Below are 18132 nucleotides of genomic sequence, written 5' to 3'. Positions count from 1 at the left end.
TGCGGTATGTCAGTGCTTCATGCCAAGCTCTGCATCATCCATCAGTGCCTTGGCCATCGCGCTCAGGTAGTGAGCGGCCCAGATCATCATCGGTTTCTCGCCATCAGGCCGATGATGGTCAGCTCACGGACATAGTCCATCAACTCCGACGATTGCTCGCGGGCGTCCCGACAAGGAATGCCTGGCTCGATGCGGAACAGTGGATGGGTGCCGTTTTCGCCCTGATAGAAAGTGGTCTTCTGTGATCATTTGTCTGTTCCCCTGATAAGTCTCGACTGCCAGGACAGGCCCTTTCGCGGGCAAACCCGCTCCCACAGGTACTGCGCAAGTCTTGGAGCCCGTGGTGATCCTGTGGGAGCGGGTTTACCCGCGAAGAGGCCCATCCAGGCGATACATCGCTCAAGCCTTAGTGCAACGGCCGAGGTTCAGCGGGTATCTGCACCTGAATCAATGCCGACTCAAGCAAAGCCCGTAGCGCCTCCAACTCATGCATCGAGGTCATCATTTTAAATCCGACATTTCAGGTGTTCTGCGCCCGATAGCATCAGGGCGGCGAGGCGCCCGGCTTGATTGTTGCGGTGCTGCTCAAATCGAGCGCCGCCCGCGCGGCGCTTCGCGGCACAAGGCCGCTCCCACATTTGTTTCGGGCCAATTATTCCTGTGCCATAGGCGCGCGCCCTAGGTAGAGCAGTGATGCAACCTTCAATATCGAAGGGGACAGACAAGGCGGGCAGCGGTAGCCTCACAGGCGTGACTGGCCCGAAACAGATGTAGGAGCGGCCTTGTGCCGCGAAGCGCCGCGCGGGCGGCGCTCGATCTCACAGGCCTCGCATTCCTTTCGCCAAGCCCATGCCAGCCCTAACACAATCCAAAGGCATCACCGGCAAAACCCAGGATCAGGTCTATGCTTGAGGCAGCACAGCAGCAAGGACCGCCCATGCCTCGTCCAAGCCACCTGATGATTCTGGCCCTGGCCGCCGCCCTCTATATATATGCGCTGGCCAGCGACAATACCCTGCTCGCCCTGCTGGCCGCACCCGCCGACCTGTTCGTGTTCGGCCTGGCCGCCTTCCTCTGTGCCCACCTGGCTTACCTGCGCGGCTATTGCGGCATTACCCTGCGCCCCGCCCTGCCCGCACTGATATTGACGCAGAGCGGTGCGCGCAGCTTCGGAAGCTGTTACAACAGGAGTCTTTCGCATTTGTAAGTAGCTGGAGTGGCCAGATGAACTTTACAAGGCACAGAACAGCCAAATTACATAGCATCAGGTCAAATGATATTAATTATCATTCCGAAAATTGTAATTCGTTACCAGTCGCAAGAAACATAATTAACAAAACCGTACGCAATGCCCGAATATCAAGGCTTTCAGCCATTTACGAGTGCCTTTTGTTCTTAATCCTACGAATAAATTTGCGACAGAAATTTTACTTGCTACGGGTTTACCCATAAAATCAGCGCGATTGATTCAGCTGCGACATTTGGTCACTGCACCTGCGACACCACGTCGCCGCTCTACTTATTTCAGACTGCAGAGCTGGGTCTCTGTATAAGGATCTCTAGCATGTCCGATTCGGCAGGACTCATCGCCCACAACTGGGGCTTTGCCATCTTCCTCCTGGGTGTCGTCGGCCTGTGTGCCTTCATGCTCGGCCTGTCCAGCCTGCTCGGTAGCAAGGCCTGGGGCCGCGCCAAGAACGAACCCTTCGAATCCGGCATGCTGCCCGTCGGCAGCGCCCGCCTGCGCCTGTCCGCCAAATTCTATCTGGTCGCGATGCTGTTCGTGATCTTCGATATCGAAGCCCTCTTTCTCTTTGCCTGGTCTGTGTCCGTCCGCGAAAGCGGCTGGACCGGATTCGTCGAAGCACTCGTTTTCATAGCAATTCTGTTGGCAGGTCTTGTCTACCTATGGCGCGTCGGGGCACTTGATTGGGCTCCCGAAGGTCGCCGCAAGCGGCAAGCGAAGCTGAAACAATGAGGCTTTGGCATGCAATACAATCTGACCAGAATCGATCCGGATGCGCCCAACGAGCAGTACCCGGTCGGTGAACGGGAAACCGTCACCGATCAGCTGTTAGAGGACCAGGTCCACAAGAACATCTTCATGGGCAAACTTGAAGATGTGCTACGTGGCGCGGTCAACTGGGGTCGCAAGAACTCCCTCTGGCCGTACAACTTCGGCCTGTCCTGCTGCTACGTGGAAATGACCACGGCTTTCACGGCTCCCCACGACATCGCCCGCTTCGGCGCCGAAGTCATCCGGGCCTCGCCGCGTCAGGCCGACTTCATGGTCATTGCCGGTACCTGCTTCGTCAAAATGGCGCCGATCATTCAGCGCCTGTACGAGCAGATGCTCGAGCCCAAATGGGTCATCTCCATGGGCTCGTGCGCCAACTCCGGTGGCATGTACGACATCTACTCGGTCGTTCAGGGGGTCGACAAGTTCCTCCCCGTGGACGTCTATGTGCCCGGCTGCCCGCCACGCCCTGAGGCTTTCCTGCAAGGCTTGATGCTGCTGCAGGAGTCGATTGGCCAAGAACGACGCCCGCTTTCCTGGGTTGTTGGTGATCAAGGTATTTATCGTGCCGAGATGCCAGCCCAGAAAGACCTGCGTCGTGAGCAGCGCATTGCAGTAACCAATCTGCGCAGCCCCGACGAAGTCTGATCCAGCGACCTGCCGCCCGCTCCTCCGGAGCCGGCGGCCTGGCTTCATTCTTAACGTTGACCCAAAGCGACCGAGACCATGACAGCGGACAACGCTATTTTCATTCCGCCCTACAAGGCTGACGACCAGGATGTGGTCGTCGAACTGAACAACCGTTTTGGCGCCGAAGCATTCGTCGCCCAGGAAACCCGCACCGGCATGCCCGTGCTGTGGGTCAAGCGCGCCCAGCTCAAGGAGGTGCTCAGCTTCCTGCGCGGCGTCGCCAAACCGTACAGCATGCTGTATGACCTGCACGGCGTCGACGAGCGCCTGCGCACCCAGCGCCGTGGCCTGCCCGCCGCCGACTTCAGCGTCTTCTACCACCTGCTGTCGATCGAGCGTAACAGCGACGTAATGATCAAGGTGTCGCTCAGCGAAGGCGACCTGAACCTGCCGACCGTGACCGGCATCTGGCCAAACGCCAACTGGTACGAACGCGAAGTGTGGGACATGTTCGGCATCGACTTTGCCGGCCACCCTCACCTGAGCCGCATCATGATGCCGCCCACCTGGGAAGGTCACCCGCTGCGCAAGGACTACCCAGCCCGTGCTACCGAGTTCGACCCCTACAGCCTGACCCTGGCCAAGCAACAGCTTGAAGAGGAATCGGCGCGCTTCAACCCGGAAGCCTGGGGCATGAAGCGTCAGGGCGCCAACGAGGACTACATGTTCCTCAACCTCGGCCCCAACCACCCTTCGGCGCACGGTGCCTTCCGTATCGTGCTGCAACTGGACGGTGAAGAGATCGTCGACTGCGTACCGGACATCGGTTACCACCACCGTGGTGCCGAGAAGATGGCCGAACGTCAGTCCTGGCACAGCTTCATCCCCTACACCGACCGCATCGACTATCTCGGCGGGGTGATGAACAACCTGCCGTACGTACTGGCGGTGGAAAAGCTGGCGGGCATCCAGGTACCGCAGAAGGTCGACGTGATTCGCATCATGCTCGCCGAATTCTTCCGGATCACCAGCCACCTGCTGTTCCTGGGTACGTACATCCAGGACGTGGGCGCCATGACCCCGGTGTTCTTCACCTTCACCGACCGTCAGCGCGCCTACACCGTGATCGAAGCGATCACCGGTTTCCGCCTGCACCCGGCCTGGTACCGCATTGGTGGCGTCGCCCACGACCTGCCGCGCGGCTGGGACAAGCTGGTCAAGGACTTCGTCGAATGGCTGCCCAAGCGCCTCGACGAATACACCAAGGCCGCCCTGCAGAACAGCATCCTCAAGGGCCGTACCATCGGCGTGGCCGCGTACAACACCAAGGAAGCTCTGGAGTGGGGTACCACCGGCGCCGGCCTGCGTGCCACCGGTTGCGACTTCGACCTGCGTAAAGCCCGCCCCTACTCCGGCTACGAGAACTTCGAGTTCGAAGTGCCGCTGGCCCACAACGGCGATGCCTACGATCGCTGCATGGTCCGTGTCGAGGAGATGCGTCAGAGTATCCGCATCATCGACCAGTGCCTGCGCAACATGCCGGAAGGCCCGTACAAGGCGGACCACCCGCTGACCACGCCGCCACCGAAAGAGCGCACCCTGCAGCACATCGAGACCTTGATCACGCACTTCCTGCAAGTTTCGTGGGGCCCGGTCATGCCGGCCAACGAGTCGTTCCAGATGATTGAGGCGACCAAGGGCATCAACAGTTACTACCTGACGAGCGATGGCGGCACCATGAGCTACCGCACCCGGATTCGCACCCCGAGCTACCCGCACCTGCAGCAGATCCCTTCGGTGATCAAGGGCAGCATGGTCGCCGACCTCATTGCGTACCTGGGCAGTATCGACTTCGTTATGGCTGACGTGGACCGCTAAGCATGAACAGCACGCTTATCCAGACTGACCGTTTCGCCCTGAGCGAAACCGAGCGCTCGGCCATCGAGCACGAGATGCACCACTACGAGGACCCGCGCGCGGCGTCCATCGAAGCCTTGAAGATCGTCCAGAAAGAACGTGGCTGGGTACCGGACGGTGCCATTCACGCCATTGGCGAAGTGCTGGGCATTCCTGCCAGCGACGTCGAGGGCGTGGCCACCTTCTACAGCCAGATCTTCCGTCAGCCGGTCGGTCGCCACATCATCCGCGTGTGCGACAGCATGGTCTGCTACATCGGTGGCCACGAGTCCGTGGTCAGCCAGATCCAGAGCGAGCTGGGCATCGGCCTGGGCCAGACCACTGCCGACGGGCGCTTCACCCTGCTGCCGGTCTGCTGCCTGGGCAATTGCGACAAGGCCCCGGCGCTGATGATCGACGACGACACCTTTGGCGACGTACAGCCTGCTGGCGTCTCCAAGCTGCTGGAGGGTTACGTATGACCATCACTTCCTTCGGCCCGGCCAACCGCATTGCGCGTTCGGCCGAAACCCATCCGCTGACCTGGCGCCTGCGTGACGACGGCGAGCCTGTCTGGCTCGACGAGTACCAGGCCAAGAACGGTTATGCCGCCGCCCGCAAGGCGCTGGCGCAGATGTCGCAGGACGACATCGTCCAGACCGTCAAGGACTCCGGCCTCAAGGGCCGCGGCGGTGCGGGCTTCCCCACGGGCGTGAAGTGGGGCCTGATGCCCAAAGACGAATCCATGAACATCCGCTACCTGCTGTGCAACGCGGACGAAATGGAACCGAACACCTGGAAGGACCGCATGCTGATGGAGCAACAGCCCCATCTGCTGGTCGAGGGCATGCTGATCAGTGCCCGCGCCCTGAAGGCCTACCGTGGCTACATCTTCCTGCGTGGCGAATACACCACCGCAGCGAAGCACCTCAACCGCGCCATCGACGAAGCCAAGGCCGCAGGCCTGCTGGGCAAGAACATCCTCGGTTCGGGCTTCGATTTCGAGCTGTTCGTGCACACCGGTGCCGGCCGTTACATCTGCGGTGAAGAAACCGCACTGATCAACTCGCTCGAAGGCCGCCGCGCCAACCCGCGCTCCAAGCCGCCCTTCCCCGCCGCCGTTGGCGTGTGGGGCAAGCCGACCTGCGTGAACAACGTCGAAACCCTGTGCAACGTGCCCGCCATCGTCGCCAACGGCAACGACTGGTACAAGTCGCTGGCCCGCGAAGGCAGCGAAGACCACGGCACCAAGCTGATGGGCTTCTCCGGCAAGGTGAAGAACCCGGGCCTGTGGGAATTGCCGTTTGGCGTGACCGCCCGTGAGTTGTTCGAGGACTATGCCGGCGGTATGCGTGACGGCTACAAGCTCAAGTGCTGGCAGCCAGGCGGTGCCGGTACCGGTTTCCTACTGCCCGAGCACCTCGACGCGCAGATGTACGCCGGTGGCATCGCCAAGGTCGGCACCCGTATGGGCACGGGCCTGGCCATGGCGGTGGACGACAGCGTCAACATGGTCTCGCTGCTGCGCAACATGGAAGAGTTCTTTGCCCGCGAGTCGTGCGGCTGGTGCACCCCATGCCGTGACGGCCTGCCATGGAGCGTGAAGATGCTGCGCGCACTGGAAAAAGGCCAGGGCCGCGCCGAAGACATCGAGACGCTGCTGGGCCTGGTCAACTTCCTCGGCCCGGGCCGTACCTTCTGTGCTCACGCGCCGGGTGCCGTCGAGCCATTGGGCAGTGCCATCAAATACTTCAGGTCCGAATTCGAGGCCGGTGTCGCGCCTGCAAGCGCTGGCGACACCCTGCGCCCGAATCTGGCCAAGCCGATTGTAGTCGGCGCATAAAAAGATAGACGACGGGTGGTCCGTGCCACCCGCCAGCCCGCAGGCCGGCCCGAACGACTCGAGGCCGGCCGCAGGCTCACCGATTTCCATTAGCCACGCCCGCTCACGCGGGCCAACGAAGAACTTTGAACAATGGCCACTATCCACGTAGACGGCAAAGCGCTCGAAGTCAACGGTGCAGACAACCTGTTACAGGCCTGTCTGTCACTCGGCCTCGATATCCCTTATTTCTGCTGGCACCCGGCGCTTGGTAGCGTTGGTGCCTGCCGGCAGTGTGCGGTCAAGCAGTACACCGACGAGAACGACACCCGCGGTCGTATCGTCATGTCCTGCATGACCCCAGCCTCCGACGGCACCTGGATCTCCATCGACGATGACGAGTCCAAGGCGTTCCGCGCCAGCGTCGTCGAATGGCTGATGACCAACCACCCGCACGACTGCCCGGTCTGCGAGGAAGGCGGTCACTGCCACCTGCAGGACATGACGGTAATGACCGGCCACAACGAGCGCCGCTACCGTTTCACCAAGCGTACCCACCAGAACCAGGACCTTGGCCCGTTCATCGCACACGAGATGAACCGTTGCATCGCCTGCTACCGTTGCGTGCGCTACTACAAGGACTACGCTGGCGGCACCGACCTGGGCGTCTATGGCGCCCACGACAACGTGTACTTTGGGCGCGTTGAAGATGGCGTGCTGGAAAGCGAGTTCTCCGGCAACCTGACCGAGGTCTGCCCGACTGGCGTATTCACCGACAAGACCCACTCCGAGCGCTACAACCGCAAGTGGGACATGCAGTTCGCCCCAAGCATCTGCCACGGCTGCTCCAGCGGCTGCAACATCAGCCCGGGCGAGCGCTACGGCGAGCTGCGTCGGATCGAGAACCGCTTCAACGGCTCGGTCAACCAGTACTTCCTGTGCGACCGCGGCCGCTTCGGCTATGGCTACGTCAACCGCACCGACCGCCCACGCCAGCCGTTGCTGGCCGATGGCACCAAGCTGGGCCTGGATGCCGCCCTGGACAAGGCCGCCGACCTGCTGCGTGGCCGCACCATCGTCGGTATCGGCTCGCCTCGCGCCAGCCTCGAAAGCAACTACGGCCTGCGTGAACTGGTCGGTGCCGACTACTTCTACTGCGGTATGGAAGCCGGTGAACTGGCCCGCGTGCGCCTGGCCCTGAACGTGCTGAACAACAGCCCGCTGCCAGTGCCAACCCTGCGTGACATCGAAGATCACGACGCAGTGTTCGTGCTGGGTGAAGACCTGACCCAGACTGCCGCCCGCGTTGCCCTGGCCGTGCGCCAGGCCACCAAAGGCAAGGCCGAAGCCATGGCCGAGGCCATGAAAGTGCAGCCTTGGCTCGATGCAGCCGTGAAAAACATCGGCCAGCACGCGCTGTACCCGCTGTTCATTGCCAGCCTGGCCGAAACCAAGCTCGATGATGTGGCCGAAGAGTGCGTACACGCGGCCCCGGCAGACCTGGCTCGCATCGGTTTCGCCGTGGCCCACGCCATCGACCCGAGCGCCCCTGCCGTTGCCGGCCTGGACGACGAGGCCAAGGCCCTGGCCCAGCGCATCGCCGATGCCCTGATCGCCGCCAAGCGCCCGCTGGTAATCGCCGGTACCTCCCTGGCCGACCCAGCCCTGATCGAAGCCGCCGCCAACATCGCCAAGGCCCTGAAGTTGCGCGAGAAAGATGGTTCGCTGAGCCTGGTAGTGCCTGAGGCCAACAGTCTGGGTCTGGCCATGCTTGGTGGTGAATCGGTGGATGCCGCGCTGGACGCGGTCATCAGCGGCAAGGCCGACGCCATCGTCGTGCTGGAGAACGACCTGTACGCCCGCGTACCGGCCGCCAAGGTGGACGCTGCTCTGGCCGCGGCCAAGGTGGTGATCGTTGCCGACCATTCCAAGACCCCGACGCTCGACCGCGCCCACCTGGTGCTGCCAGCAGCTTCGTTCGCCGAAGGCGACGGCACCCTGGTCAGCCAGGAAGGCCGTGCCCAGCGCTTCTTCCAGGTGTTTGACCCGCAGTACCTGGACAGCAGCATCCTGGTTCACGAAGGCTGGCGCTGGATGCATGCCCTGCGTGCCACGTTGCTGAACAAGCCGGTCGACTGGACCCAGCTGGACCACGTCACCAGCGCCTGCGCCGAAGCCGCGCCGCAACTGGCCGGCATCGTCAATGCCGCACCAAGCGCCGCATTCCGTATCAAGGGCATGAAGCTGGCCCGTGAGCCGCTGCGTTACTCTGGCCGTACCGCGATGCGCGCCAACATCAGCGTGCACGAACCACGCACCCCGCAAGACAAGGACACCGCGTTCGCCTTCTCCATGGAAGGCTACTCGGGGTCGGCCGAGCCGCGCCAGCAGGTGCCGTTCGCCTGGTCGCCGGGCTGGAACTCGCCGCAAGCCTGGAACAAGTTCCAGGACGAGGTCGGTGGCCACCTGCGTGCCGGTGACCCGGGTGTTCGCTTGATCGAATCGCAAGGCGACCGTCTGAACTGGTTCAACGCCATTCCGGGCGCCTTCAACCCGGCCCGTGGCACCTGGACCGCAGTACCGTTCTTCCACCTGTTCGGCAGCGAAGAAAGCTCCTCGCGCGCCGCGCCGGTTCAGGAACGCATTCCTGCCGCCTACGTGGCATTGGCCAAGTCCGAGGCTGACCGCTTGGGCGTCAACGACGGCGCGCTGTTGAGCCTGAACGTCGCTGGCGTGTCCCTGCGCCTGCCACTGCGCATCAATGAAGAGCTGGGCGCTGGCCTGGTCGCGTTGCCGAAAGGCCTGGCCGGTATCCCACCTGCCATCTTCGGTGCATCCGTCGAAGGTCTGCAGGAGGCAGCACAATGAGCTGGTTCACCCCCGAAGTGATCGATGTGATCCTCACCGTGATCCGGGCCATCGTGGTCCTGCTCGCGGTGGTGGTGTGCGGCGCGCTGCTCAGCTTCGTCGAGCGCCGCCTGCTGGGCTGGTGGCAGGACCGCTACGGTCCGAACCGTGTCGGCCCGTTCGGCATGTTCCAGATCGCCGCCGACATGCTGAAGATGTTCTTCAAGGAAGACTGGAACCCGCCCTTCGTCGACCGCGTGATCTTCACCCTGGCACCGGTAGTGGCCATGAGCGCCCTGCTGATCGCCTTCGTGGTCATCCCGATCACCCCGACCTGGGGCGTTGCCGACCTGAACATCGGCCTGCTGTTCTTCTTCGCCATGGCCGGTCTCTCGGTCTATGCCGTGCTCTTCGCCGGCTGGTCGTCGAACAACAAGTACGCCCTGCTGGGCAGCTTGCGAGCCTCGGCCCAGACCGTGTCGTACGAAGTGTTCCTGGGCCTGGCGCTGATGGGCGTGGTGGTGCAGGTGGGCTCGTTCAACATGCGCGACATCGTTGAATACCAGGCCCAGAACCTGTGGTTCATCATTCCGCAGTTCTTCGGCTTCTGCACCTTCTTCATCGCTGGCGTCGCCGTGACCCACCGTCACCCGTTCGACCAGCCGGAAGCGGAGCAGGAACTGGCCGACGGCTACCACATCGAGTATGCCGGCATGAAGTGGGGCATGTTCTTCGTCGGTGAGTACATCGGCATCATCCTCATCTCGGCGCTGCTGGTGACCCTGTTCTTCGGCGGCTGGCACGGCCCGTTCGGCATCCTGCCGCAACTGTCGTTCCTGTGGTTCGCGCTGAAAACCGCGTTCTTCATCATGCTGTTCATCCTGCTGCGCGCTTCGATCCCGCGCCCGCGCTATGACCAGGTGATGGACTTCAGCTGGAAGTTCTGCCTGCCGCTGACCCTGATCAATTTGCTGGTGACCGCTGCGATCGTGCTTTACAACACGCCAGCCGTCGCGGCCCAGTGAGGATTTGACCCATGTTCAAGTATATCGGCGACATCGTTAAGGGTACCGGCACTCAGCTGCGCAGCCTGGCAATGGTGTTTTCCCACGGGTTCCGCAAGCGCGACACCCTGCAGTACCCCGAAGAGCCCGTGTACCTGCCGCCGCGCTACCGCGGCCGTATCGTCCTCACCCGCGACCCCGATGGCGAGGAGCGCTGCGTAGCGTGCAACCTCTGCGCGGTGGCCTGCCCGGTCGGCTGCATCTCGCTGCAGAAGGCCGAGACCGAAGACGGCCGCTGGTACCCGGAGTTCTTCCGCATCAACTTCTCGCGCTGCATCTTCTGCGGCCTGTGCGAGGAAGCGTGCCCGACCACCGCGATCCAGCTGACTCCGGATTTCGAAATGGCCGAGTTCAAGCGTCAGGACCTGGTGTACGAGAAGGAAGATCTGTTGATCTCCGGCCCCGGCAAGAACCCTGACTACAACTTCTACCGTGTTGCGGGTATGGCGATCGCTGGCAAGCCGAAAGGCGCTGCTCAGAACGAAGCCGAGCCGATCAACGTGAAGAGCTTGCTCCCATAAGGACAGAAAGATGGAATTCGCTTTCTACTTCGCATCCGGGATCGCCGTGGTCTCCACCCTTCGAGTGGTGACCGGCACCAACCCTGTGCACGCCCTGCTCTACCTGATCATTTCGCTGATTTCCGTGGCAATGATCTTCTTCGCTCTGGGTGCGCCGTTCGCCGGCGCCCTGGAAGTGATCGCCTACGCCGGCGCAATCATGGTGCTGTTCGTCTTCGTGGTAATGATGCTCAACCTCGGGCCGGCCTCGGTCGCTCAGGAACGGGGTTGGCTCAAGCCCGGCATCTGGGCCGGGCCGGTGCTGCTGGCCGCCCTGCTGCTGCTGGAGCTGCTGTACGTGCTGTTCGTCGCCCCGAGCGGCGCGGCCATCAGCGGTACCACCGTGGACGCCAAGGCCGTGGGCATCAGCCTGTTCGGCCCCTACCTGCTGGTGGTCGAACTGGCCTCGATGCTGCTGCTCGCTGCAGCCGTCACCGCCTTCCACCTGGGCCGCAACGAGGCGAAGGAGTAAATCATGGGTGCTATCCCTCTTGAACACGGTCTGGCGGTCGCCGGCATCCTGTTCTGCTTAGGTCTGGTTGGCCTGATGGTCCGCCGCAACATCCTCTTCGTGCTCATGAGCCTGGAAGTCATGATGAACGCCTCTGCCCTGGCGTTCATCGTCGCCGGTGCCCGTTGGGTCCAGCCCGACGGCCAGGTGATGTTCATTCTGGTGATCAGCCTGGCAGCCGCCGAGGCCAGCATTGGCCTGGCGATCCTGCTGCAGCTGTATCGCCGCTTCCACACTCTCGACATCGATGCTGCCAGTGAGATGCGCGGATGAACCTTCTCTTCCTGACTTTCGTCTTCCCCCTGATCGGCTTCCTGCTGCTGTCGTTCTCGCGCGGGCGGTTCTCGGAGAACCTGTCCGCCCTGATCGGCGTGGGCTCTGTCGGCCTCTCGGCTGCGGTCGCCGCCTATGTCATCTGGCAATTCAACGTTGCACCGCCTGAAGGTGGCGCATACAGCCAGCTGTTGTGGCAGTGGATGTCGGTGGACGGCTTCGCGCCGAACTTCACCCTCTACCTGGACGGCCTTTCGGTCACCATGCTCGGCGTGGTCACCGGTGTCGGCTTCCTGATCCACCTGTTCGCGTCCTGGTACATGCGTGGCGAAGCCGGCTACTCGCGCTTCTTCTCGTACACCAACCTGTTCATCGCCAGCATGCTGTTCCTGATCCTGGGCGACAACCTGCTGTTCATCTACTTCGGCTGGGAAGGCGTGGGCCTGTGCTCCTATCTGTTGATCGGTTTCTACTACAGCAACCGCAACAACGGTAACGCAGCACTCAAGGCATTCATCGTCACCCGTATCGGCGACGTGTTCATGGCCATCGGCCTGTTCATCCTGTTCGCCCAGCTGGGTACCTTGAACGTGCAGGAACTGCTGGTGCTGGCACCGCAGAAATTCCAGGCAGGCGACACCTGGATGGTCCTGGCCACCCTGATGCTGCTCGGTGGTGCGGTTGGCAAGTCGGCCCAGCTGCCGCTGCAGACCTGGCTGGCCGATGCGATGGCTGGCCCGACCCCGGTTTCGGCACTGATCCACGCGGCGACCATGGTCACCGCAGGTGTGTACCTGATTGCCCGTACCAACGGCCTGTTCCTGCTGGCGCCGGACATCCTGCACCTGGTGGGTGTGGTTGGCGGCGTGACCCTGGTACTGGCCGGCTTCGCCGCCCTGGTTCAGACCGACATCAAGCGTATCCTCGCCTACTCAACCATGAGCCAGATCGGCTACATGTTCCTGGCCCTGGGCGTCGGTGCCTGGGACGCGGCGATCTTCCACCTGATGACCCACGCCTTCTTCAAGGCCCTGCTGTTCCTTGCTTCGGGTGCGGTGATCGTGGCCTGCCATCACGAGCAGAACATCTTCAAGATGGGCGGCCTGTGGAAGAAACTGCCACTGGCCTATGCCAGCTTCGTGGTCGGTGGCGCCGCCCTGGCGGCCTTGCCGATCCTGACCGTGGGCTTCTACTCCAAGGACGAGATCCTCTGGGAAGCCTTCGCCAGCGGCAACACCGGCCTGCTGTATGCTGGCCTGGTCGGTGCCTTCATGACCTCGCTCTACACCTTCCGCCTGATCTTCATCGCCTTCCACGGCGAAGCCAAGACCGAAGCCCATGCCGGCCACGGCATCAGCCACTGGCTGCCACTGGGCGTGCTGATCGTGCTGTCGACCTTCATCGGCGCCTGGATCCACCCGCCACTGGCAGGCGTGCTGCCTGAAAGCGCCGGCCATGCCGGTGGCGAGGCCAAGCACTCGCTGGAAATCGCCTCTGGCGCCATCGCCGTGGCCGGTATCCTGCTGTCGGCCCTGCTGTTCCTGGGCAAGCGCCGCTTCGTCAGCGCCATCGCCAACAGCAGTATCGGCCGTGTCCTGTCGGCCTGGTGGTTCGCCGCCTGGGGCTTCGACTGGATCTACGACAAGCTCTTCGTCAAACCTTACCTGCTGATCAGCCATCTCCTGCGCAAGGACCCGGTTGACCGCAGCATCGGCCTGATTCCTCGGATGGCGCGTGGCGGCCACGTCGCCATGAGCAAGACCGAGACCGGCCAGCTGCGCTGGTACACCGCCTCTATCGCCGTGGGCGCCGTGCTGGTACTCGGTGCTGTGGTAGTGGCTGCGGTATGACTATGAATCTTGCGACTTTGCCAAAGGAAACCAACCCGTCATGATTTTGCCTTGGCTGATCCTGATCCCCTTCATCGGCGGCTTCCTGTGCTGGCTGGGTGAGCGCTTCGGCGCCACCCTGCCGCGCTGGATCGCGCTGCTGACCATGTCCCTGCTGCTCGGAATCGGCCTATGGCTGTGGGGCACCGGCGACTACACCCTGGCACCTGCACCAGGCGTTGAGCCTGCTTGGGCACTCGAATACAAGGTCGAGTGGATCAAGCGTTTCGGCATCAGCATCCACCTGGCTCTCGACGGCCTGTCGTTGCTGATGATCCTGCTCACCGGCCTGCTCGGTGTGCTCTCGGTGCTGTGCTCCTGGAAAGAAATCCAGCGCCACGTCGGCTTCTTCCACCTCAACCTGATGTGGATCCTCGGTGGCGTGGTCGGTGTGTTCCTGGCCCTGGACCTGTTCCTGTTCTTCTTCTTCTGGGAAATGATGCTGGTGCCGATGTATTTCCTCATCGCGCTCTGGGGTCACAGCTCCGCAGATGGCAAGAAGACCCGGATCTACGCCGCGACCAAGTTCTTCATCTTCACTCAGGCCAGCGGCCTGATCATGCTGGTGGCGATCCTTGGCTTGGTGCTGGTCAACTACAACACCACCGGCGTGCTCACCTTCAACTACAGCGACTTGCTCAAGGCCGAACTGCCGGCCGGTGTCGAATACGTGCTGATGCTGGGCTTCTTCATCGCCTTCGCGGTCAAACTGCCGGTCGTGCCGTTCCACTCCTGGCTGCCTGATGCCCACGCCCAGGCCCCCACCGCAGGCTCGGTGGACCTTGCCGGTATCTTGCTGAAGACTGCGGCCTACGGCCTGCTGCGCTTCGCCCTGCCGCTGTTCCCGAATGCCTCGGCCGAGTTCGCGCCGATCGCCATGACCCTGGGCCTGATCGGTATCTTCTACGGTGCGTTCCTGGCCTTCGCGCAAACCGACATCAAGCGTCTGATTGCGTTCTCCAGCGTCTCGCACATGGGCTTCGTGCTGATCGGCATCTACTCCGGCAGCCAACAGGCCCTGCAAGGTGCCGTGATCCAGATGCTGGCCCACGGTCTGTCAGCCGCCGCGCTGTTCATCCTGTCCGGCCAGTTGTATGAGCGCCTGCATACCCGTGACATGCGCCAGATGGGCGGCCTGTGGCACCGTATCGCCTACCTGCCCGCCATCAGCCTGTTCTTCGCCGCCGCCTCCCTGGGCCTGCCAGGTACCGGTAACTTCGTCGGCGAGTTCCTGATCCTGATCGGCAGCTTCGCCAGCGTGCCATGGATCACCGTGATCGCCACCACCGGCCTGGTGTTCGGTTCGGTCTACTCGCTGATCATGATCCACCGTGCCTACTTCGGCCCGAGCAAGGCTGACACCGTGCTGGCCGGCATGGACGGTCGCGAGCTGGTCATGGTCCTGGGCCTGGCGGTGCTGCTGATCCTGCTGGGCGTGTATCCGCAGCCGTTCCTCGACACCTCTGCCGCCACCATGAGTGGTGTGCAGCAGTGGCTCGGTTCCGCTTTCACTCAACTCGCTTCGGCCCGGTAAGAGCGCTATGGAATTCACCACTCAACACTTCATCGCATTGGCGCCGATGCTGATCACCACCATCACCACGGTGGTGGTGATGCTGGCGATCGCCTGGAAGCGCAACCACTCGCAAACCTTCCTGCTGTCCACCGTGGGCCTGAACCTGGCCTTGCTGTCGATCCTGCCAGCGCTGAAGGTTGCGCCACTGGCGGTCACCCCGCTGATCACCATCGACAAGTTCGCCTGCCTGTACATGGCGATCATCCTGGTGGCGACGCTGGCCTGCGTTACCCTCGCCCACGCCTACCTCGGCGAAGGGTCCAAGGGTTTCCCGGGCAACCGTGAAGAACTGTATCTGCTGCTGCTGATGTCGGCCCTTGGTGGCCTGGTCCTGGTCAGTGCCAACCACCTGGCCGGCCTGTTCATCGGCCTGGAGCTGCTGTCGGTACCGGTCTACGGGCTGGTGGCGTACGCATTCTTCAACAAGCGATCGCTGGAAGCCGGCATCAAGTACATGGTGCTGTCGGCTGCGGGTTCGGCCTTCCTGCTGTTCGGCATGGCACTGCTTTACGCCGACGCCGGCAGCCTGAGCTTCGACCAGATCGGTAAAGCCCTGGCTACCACCAGCATGCCAAGCCTGGTCGCCCAACTGGGCCTGGGCATGATGCTGGTCGGCCTGGCCTTCAAGCTGTCGCTGGTACCGTTCCACCTGTGGACCCCGGACGTATACGAAGGCGCGCCGGCGCCAGTCGCCGCCTTCCTGGCCACCGCCAGCAAGGTTGCAGTGTTCGCCGTGGTGGTGCGCCTGTTCATGCTCTCCCCTGCTGCCAGCAGCGGCGTGCTGAGCACCGTACTGGCCGTGATCGCGGTCGCCTCGATCCTGATCGGTAACCTGCTGGCACTGACCCAGAGCAACCTCAAGCGTCTGCTCGGTTACTCGTCCATCGCCCACTTCGGCTACCTGGTGATCGCGCTGGTCGCCAGCAAGGGCCTGGCGCTGGAAGCGATGGGCGTGTACCTGGTCACCTACGTGATCACCAGCCTGGGCGCCTTCGGTGTCATCACCCTGATGTCCTCGCCTTACGGCGGCCGTGATGCCGACGCGCTGTACGAGTACCGCGGCCTGTTCTGGCGCCGTCCGTACCTGACCGCAGTACTGACCGTGATGATGCTGTCGCTGGCGGGCATCCCGCTGACCGCCGGTTTCATCGGCAAGTTCTACATCATCGCCACCGGCGTCGAGTCGCACCTGTGGTGGCTGGTCGGCGCCCTGGTGATCGGTAGCGCCATCGGCGTTTACTACTACCTGCGCGTCATGGTCACCCTCTACCTGGTCGAGCCGAACCTGCGTCGCCACGACGCCCCGCTGAAGTGGGAACAGCGCACCGGTGGTGTCATGCTGCTGGCCATCGCCATCCTCGCCTTCGTCCTGGGCGTGTACCCGCAGCCGCTGCTGGAACTGGTCCAGCAAGCGGGTCTGCAACTGATCGGCTGATCAGGCCTGCAACAACAAACACCCCGCTCATGCGGGGTGTTTTTTTATCTGCGCCGGATCGCAGGCCGCAGACGCTATCTCTCTTGGGATGCACCTGAAGGGCTGTCAGTGCGCTGAAGTGCCGTCTTGCGCAGTTCACTGCTGGCCGATGGCAAATGCACGTGGGGGTTGGGCATGCCGCTGGGTGATAACTCATGGGTCATTTCAAACTCGGCCCTCACCGACCAGCCACAGGCCTCGGTGGTGCATTGTAAATAGGCCACCCTCAGGAAAATATGACGCCCTTCGCTGGTCCGTATGCGCATACGGCTGTTGCAATGAGGGCAGACCAGTTTATAAGTACTCACACTAAGTACCTGCAAACGCTCAACAACGGGATACGCTGTAAGAATGATCGACCACTGGTGTCAGTATTGACTACGGTACCGGAAAGGCTTTTCATCAAGCTGCTGTTCATGCCAATAAAGTTCCTCAAATTGCAGGGCTAATATTCATATCAAGTAGTTTAAGCCCAGAGAATGCCATTAAACCAGCCATGGATATTCAACATGAGTAGCCACTTGTTCGCGTCGGTGCTCGCACGCCTCAAGTTATTGACCGGGTCGGACACCGACGTCCAGTTGGCCAGAGCCCTTGGGATAAGTCCGCAGACGCTGAGCAGCTGGAAGATACGCAACAGTGTGCCGTACTCATTATGCGTAGACATGGCTCGTCAACATGCCTGCTCCCTGGATTGGCTGCTATTGGGTGAGCGTGCAGAGCGTGACAGTCAGCCAGGCGATGGCTTGGAAGGCGACATTCTCCAGCGCCTGCGCAGCCTTTCGCTTGCCGACCGCCAGGCCACGCTGCTGTACATCAAGGACAAACAGCGGATCCAGGAGCTGCAACAGCGCCTGGACGAGCTTTGCGAACGGTTTCCCATGGCAACTCAAGGCTAGTTGCGACGACGCCAGCGCTGGAGGATTTCACGCACGTCCACCGAGTCCAGCCAAACCATCACCTTGAGGCTGATGGGGATTACCACGACCGCCGCCACAAAGGCGGCCATGCCCCGCGAGAGCATCGGCGCCAAGGTTTGTAACAGAGGCTCGAACAGGTAACCGACCCCCAGGGTCAGAAACACCAGCAACACCTGCTTGCCGAAGGAGAGCCGCTTGCGCGAAACGATGATCAGCCGGTCGCGCGCGGCACTGACCAACAGTGCCCCCAGCAACGCACCGAACAGGACTCGACCATCACTGCCCAGCCACTCGGTAATACCGGGCGCATTACTGCCAATCAGATCGACTTCAGTCATGGGCGCCTCTCATTGCTCAACGAGCATGCCGTAGCGAATCGCCTTGATCACGGCAGCAACCCGCGTTGAGACATCGAACTTCCGCAGGATGTTGGCCACATGAAAGTTCACCGTCGACTCTTTGCACTGCAGGATCTGGCCGATTTCCCACGAGCTCTTGCCATAGGCACACCACAGTAGTACCTGCTGCTCGCGAGGTGTCAGATATACAGGCGTATAGGGGCTGTCTTCCATCGGTCGCGTGTTGGCTTTCATCATCGAACTCCACAAGTCATCGCCATGTTTCGGCAACCGCTGCAGCTGCCGTGGTAGAAC

Annotated in this window: 17 protein-coding genes and 2 pseudogenes; 15 read left to right on the top strand and 4 right to left on the bottom strand. The window is 62.1% G+C overall.

From position 1 onward, the window contains the following. Positions 1-9: 9 nt before the first annotated feature. Positions 10-239, bottom strand: a pseudogene (locus L6D80_RS04345) (DUF3077 domain-containing protein); the annotation flags it as partial. A gap of 698 nt (positions 240-937) precedes the next feature. On the opposite strand from L6D80_RS04345, the pseudogene L6D80_RS04340 reads away from it, so the two are divergent. The 14 genes and pseudogenes from L6D80_RS04340 to nuoN all read left to right on the top strand — a co-directional run. After that, positions 938-1150: pseudogene (locus L6D80_RS04340) on the top strand (lysoplasmalogenase); the annotation flags it as partial. A 414-nt stretch (positions 1151-1564) separates the two neighbouring features. Beyond that, entirely contained in the window at positions 1565-1978 is a 414-nt protein-coding gene (locus L6D80_RS04335; protein WP_003251427.1) for an NADH-quinone oxidoreductase subunit A, read from the top strand. Positions 1979-1987: 9 nt separating this feature from the next. Next, on the top strand, positions 1988-2665 hold the full coding sequence (locus L6D80_RS04330; RefSeq protein WP_003251429.1) for a NuoB/complex I 20 kDa subunit family protein: 678 nt from the start codon (positions 1988-1990) through the stop codon (positions 2663-2665). A 78-nt stretch (positions 2666-2743) separates the two neighbouring features. Next, a complete protein-coding gene (gene nuoC / locus L6D80_RS04325; RefSeq protein ID WP_054903550.1) occupies positions 2744-4525 on the top strand; it encodes an NADH-quinone oxidoreductase subunit C/D in 1782 nt (593 codons plus the stop codon). Between the two features lie 2 nt (positions 4526-4527). After that, on the top strand, positions 4528-5025 hold the full coding sequence (gene nuoE / locus L6D80_RS04320; protein WP_003251433.1) for an NADH-quinone oxidoreductase subunit NuoE: 498 nt from the start codon (positions 4528-4530) through the stop codon (positions 5023-5025). After that, positions 5022-6386 (top strand): NADH-quinone oxidoreductase subunit NuoF, encoded by a 1365-nt coding sequence (gene nuoF / locus L6D80_RS04315; protein WP_054903549.1) that lies wholly within the window; start codon positions 5022-5024, stop codon positions 6384-6386. The genes nuoE and nuoF overlap by 4 nt, the downstream gene beginning before the upstream one ends. A 132-nt stretch (positions 6387-6518) precedes the next feature. After that, on the top strand, positions 6519-9233 hold the full coding sequence (gene nuoG / locus L6D80_RS04310; protein ID WP_176515218.1) for an NADH-quinone oxidoreductase subunit NuoG: 2715 nt from the start codon (positions 6519-6521) through the stop codon (positions 9231-9233). Beyond that, a complete protein-coding gene (gene nuoH / locus L6D80_RS04305) occupies positions 9230-10237 on the top strand; it encodes an NADH-quinone oxidoreductase subunit NuoH (RefSeq protein ID WP_016391389.1) in 1008 nt (335 codons plus the stop codon). Before nuoG ends, nuoH begins: the two co-directional genes overlap by 4 nt. A gap of 11 nt (positions 10238-10248) precedes the next feature. After that, the gene (gene nuoI, locus L6D80_RS04300) at positions 10249-10797 is read left to right on the top strand and encodes an NADH-quinone oxidoreductase subunit NuoI (RefSeq protein ID WP_016488223.1); all 549 of its coding nucleotides are present in this window, start codon (positions 10249-10251) and stop codon (positions 10795-10797) included. Positions 10798-10807: 10 nt separating this feature from the next. After that, positions 10808-11308, top strand: a complete 501-nt coding sequence (nuoJ, locus tag L6D80_RS04295) for an NADH-quinone oxidoreductase subunit J (protein WP_054903547.1) — start codon at positions 10808-10810, stop codon at positions 11306-11308. A 3-nt stretch (positions 11309-11311) separates the two neighbouring features. After that, entirely contained in the window at positions 11312-11620 is a 309-nt protein-coding gene (gene nuoK / locus L6D80_RS04290) for an NADH-quinone oxidoreductase subunit NuoK (RefSeq protein WP_008096201.1), read from the top strand. Next, entirely contained in the window at positions 11617-13470 is a 1854-nt protein-coding gene (gene nuoL, locus L6D80_RS04285; protein ID WP_176515220.1) for an NADH-quinone oxidoreductase subunit L, read from the top strand. Before nuoK ends, nuoL begins: the two co-directional genes overlap by 4 nt. Positions 13471-13510: 40 nt before the next feature. Next, positions 13511-15043, top strand: coding sequence for an NADH-quinone oxidoreductase subunit M (gene nuoM, locus L6D80_RS04280; RefSeq protein ID WP_054903545.1), 1533 nt, complete (start codon positions 13511-13513; stop codon positions 15041-15043). A 7-nt stretch (positions 15044-15050) separates the two neighbouring features. After that, on the top strand, positions 15051-16520 hold the full coding sequence (gene nuoN, locus L6D80_RS04275) for an NADH-quinone oxidoreductase subunit NuoN (protein WP_012273301.1): 1470 nt from the start codon (positions 15051-15053) through the stop codon (positions 16518-16520). Positions 16521-16594: 74 nt separating this feature from the next. Here nuoN and L6D80_RS04270 read toward each other — a convergent pair whose 3' ends face one another. Continuing rightward, positions 16595-16867: an Ogr/Delta-like zinc finger protein gene (locus L6D80_RS04270; RefSeq protein WP_176515223.1), complete on the bottom strand. Its 273-nt coding sequence runs from the start codon at positions 16865-16867 to the stop codon at positions 16595-16597. Positions 16868-17068: 201 nt separating this feature from the next. Here L6D80_RS04270 and L6D80_RS04265 point away from each other — a divergent pair, with 201 nt between their 5' ends. Continuing rightward, positions 17069-17458 carry a helix-turn-helix domain-containing protein gene (locus L6D80_RS04265; RefSeq protein ID WP_054903543.1) on the top strand — a complete coding sequence of 130 codons (390 nt, stop codon included), beginning with the start codon at positions 17069-17071 and terminating at the stop codon, positions 17456-17458. Here the strand turns inward: L6D80_RS04265 and L6D80_RS04260 are convergent. Both L6D80_RS04260 and L6D80_RS04255 read right to left on the bottom strand, forming a co-directional pair. Next, positions 17455-17817: a hypothetical protein gene (locus tag L6D80_RS04260; RefSeq protein WP_054903542.1), complete on the bottom strand. Its 363-nt coding sequence runs from the start codon at positions 17815-17817 to the stop codon at positions 17455-17457. The genes L6D80_RS04265 and L6D80_RS04260 overlap by 4 nt on opposite strands. Before the next feature lie 9 nt (positions 17818-17826). Beyond that, positions 17827-18072: a helix-turn-helix domain-containing protein gene (locus L6D80_RS04255; RefSeq protein WP_054903541.1), complete on the bottom strand. Its 246-nt coding sequence runs from the start codon at positions 18070-18072 to the stop codon at positions 17827-17829. Positions 18073-18132 lie beyond the last annotated feature (60 nt).

The sequence above is a fragment of the Pseudomonas ceruminis genome (assembly GCF_021602025.1).
GTDB classification, from domain to species: domain Bacteria; phylum Pseudomonadota; class Gammaproteobacteria; order Pseudomonadales; family Pseudomonadaceae; genus Aquipseudomonas; species Aquipseudomonas ceruminis.
The sequence above is the reverse complement of the archived record's forward strand: the minus strand, read 5'-3'. Positions and strand labels throughout refer to the sequence as shown.

Coding starts and splice junctions, on each gene's coding strand:
- L6D80_RS04335 (WP_003251427.1), top strand. CDS start 1,565: ATGTCCGATTCGGCAGGACTCATCGCCCACAACTGGGGCTTTGCCATC.
- L6D80_RS04330 (WP_003251429.1), top strand. CDS start 1,988: ATGCAATACAATCTGACCAGAATCGATCCGGATGCGCCCAACGAGCAG.
- nuoC (WP_054903550.1), top strand. CDS start 2,744: ATGACAGCGGACAACGCTATTTTCATTCCGCCCTACAAGGCTGACGAC.
- nuoE (WP_003251433.1), top strand. CDS start 4,528: ATGAACAGCACGCTTATCCAGACTGACCGTTTCGCCCTGAGCGAAACC.
- nuoF (WP_054903549.1), top strand. CDS start 5,022: ATGACCATCACTTCCTTCGGCCCGGCCAACCGCATTGCGCGTTCGGCC.
- nuoG (WP_176515218.1), top strand. CDS start 6,519: ATGGCCACTATCCACGTAGACGGCAAAGCGCTCGAAGTCAACGGTGCA.
- nuoH (WP_016391389.1), top strand. CDS start 9,230: ATGAGCTGGTTCACCCCCGAAGTGATCGATGTGATCCTCACCGTGATC.
- nuoI (WP_016488223.1), top strand. CDS start 10,249: ATGTTCAAGTATATCGGCGACATCGTTAAGGGTACCGGCACTCAGCTG.
- nuoJ (WP_054903547.1), top strand. CDS start 10,808: ATGGAATTCGCTTTCTACTTCGCATCCGGGATCGCCGTGGTCTCCACC.
- nuoK (WP_008096201.1), top strand. CDS start 11,312: ATGGGTGCTATCCCTCTTGAACACGGTCTGGCGGTCGCCGGCATCCTG.
- nuoL (WP_176515220.1), top strand. CDS start 11,617: ATGAACCTTCTCTTCCTGACTTTCGTCTTCCCCCTGATCGGCTTCCTG.
- nuoM (WP_054903545.1), top strand. CDS start 13,511: ATGATTTTGCCTTGGCTGATCCTGATCCCCTTCATCGGCGGCTTCCTG.
- nuoN (WP_012273301.1), top strand. CDS start 15,051: ATGGAATTCACCACTCAACACTTCATCGCATTGGCGCCGATGCTGATC.
- L6D80_RS04265 (WP_054903543.1), top strand. CDS start 17,069: ATGAGTAGCCACTTGTTCGCGTCGGTGCTCGCACGCCTCAAGTTATTG.
- L6D80_RS04260 (WP_054903542.1), bottom strand. CDS start 17,817: ATGACTGAAGTCGATCTGATTGGCAGTAATGCGCCCGGTATTACCGAG.
- L6D80_RS04255 (WP_054903541.1), bottom strand. CDS start 18,072: ATGAAAGCCAACACGCGACCGATGGAAGACAGCCCCTATACGCCTGTA.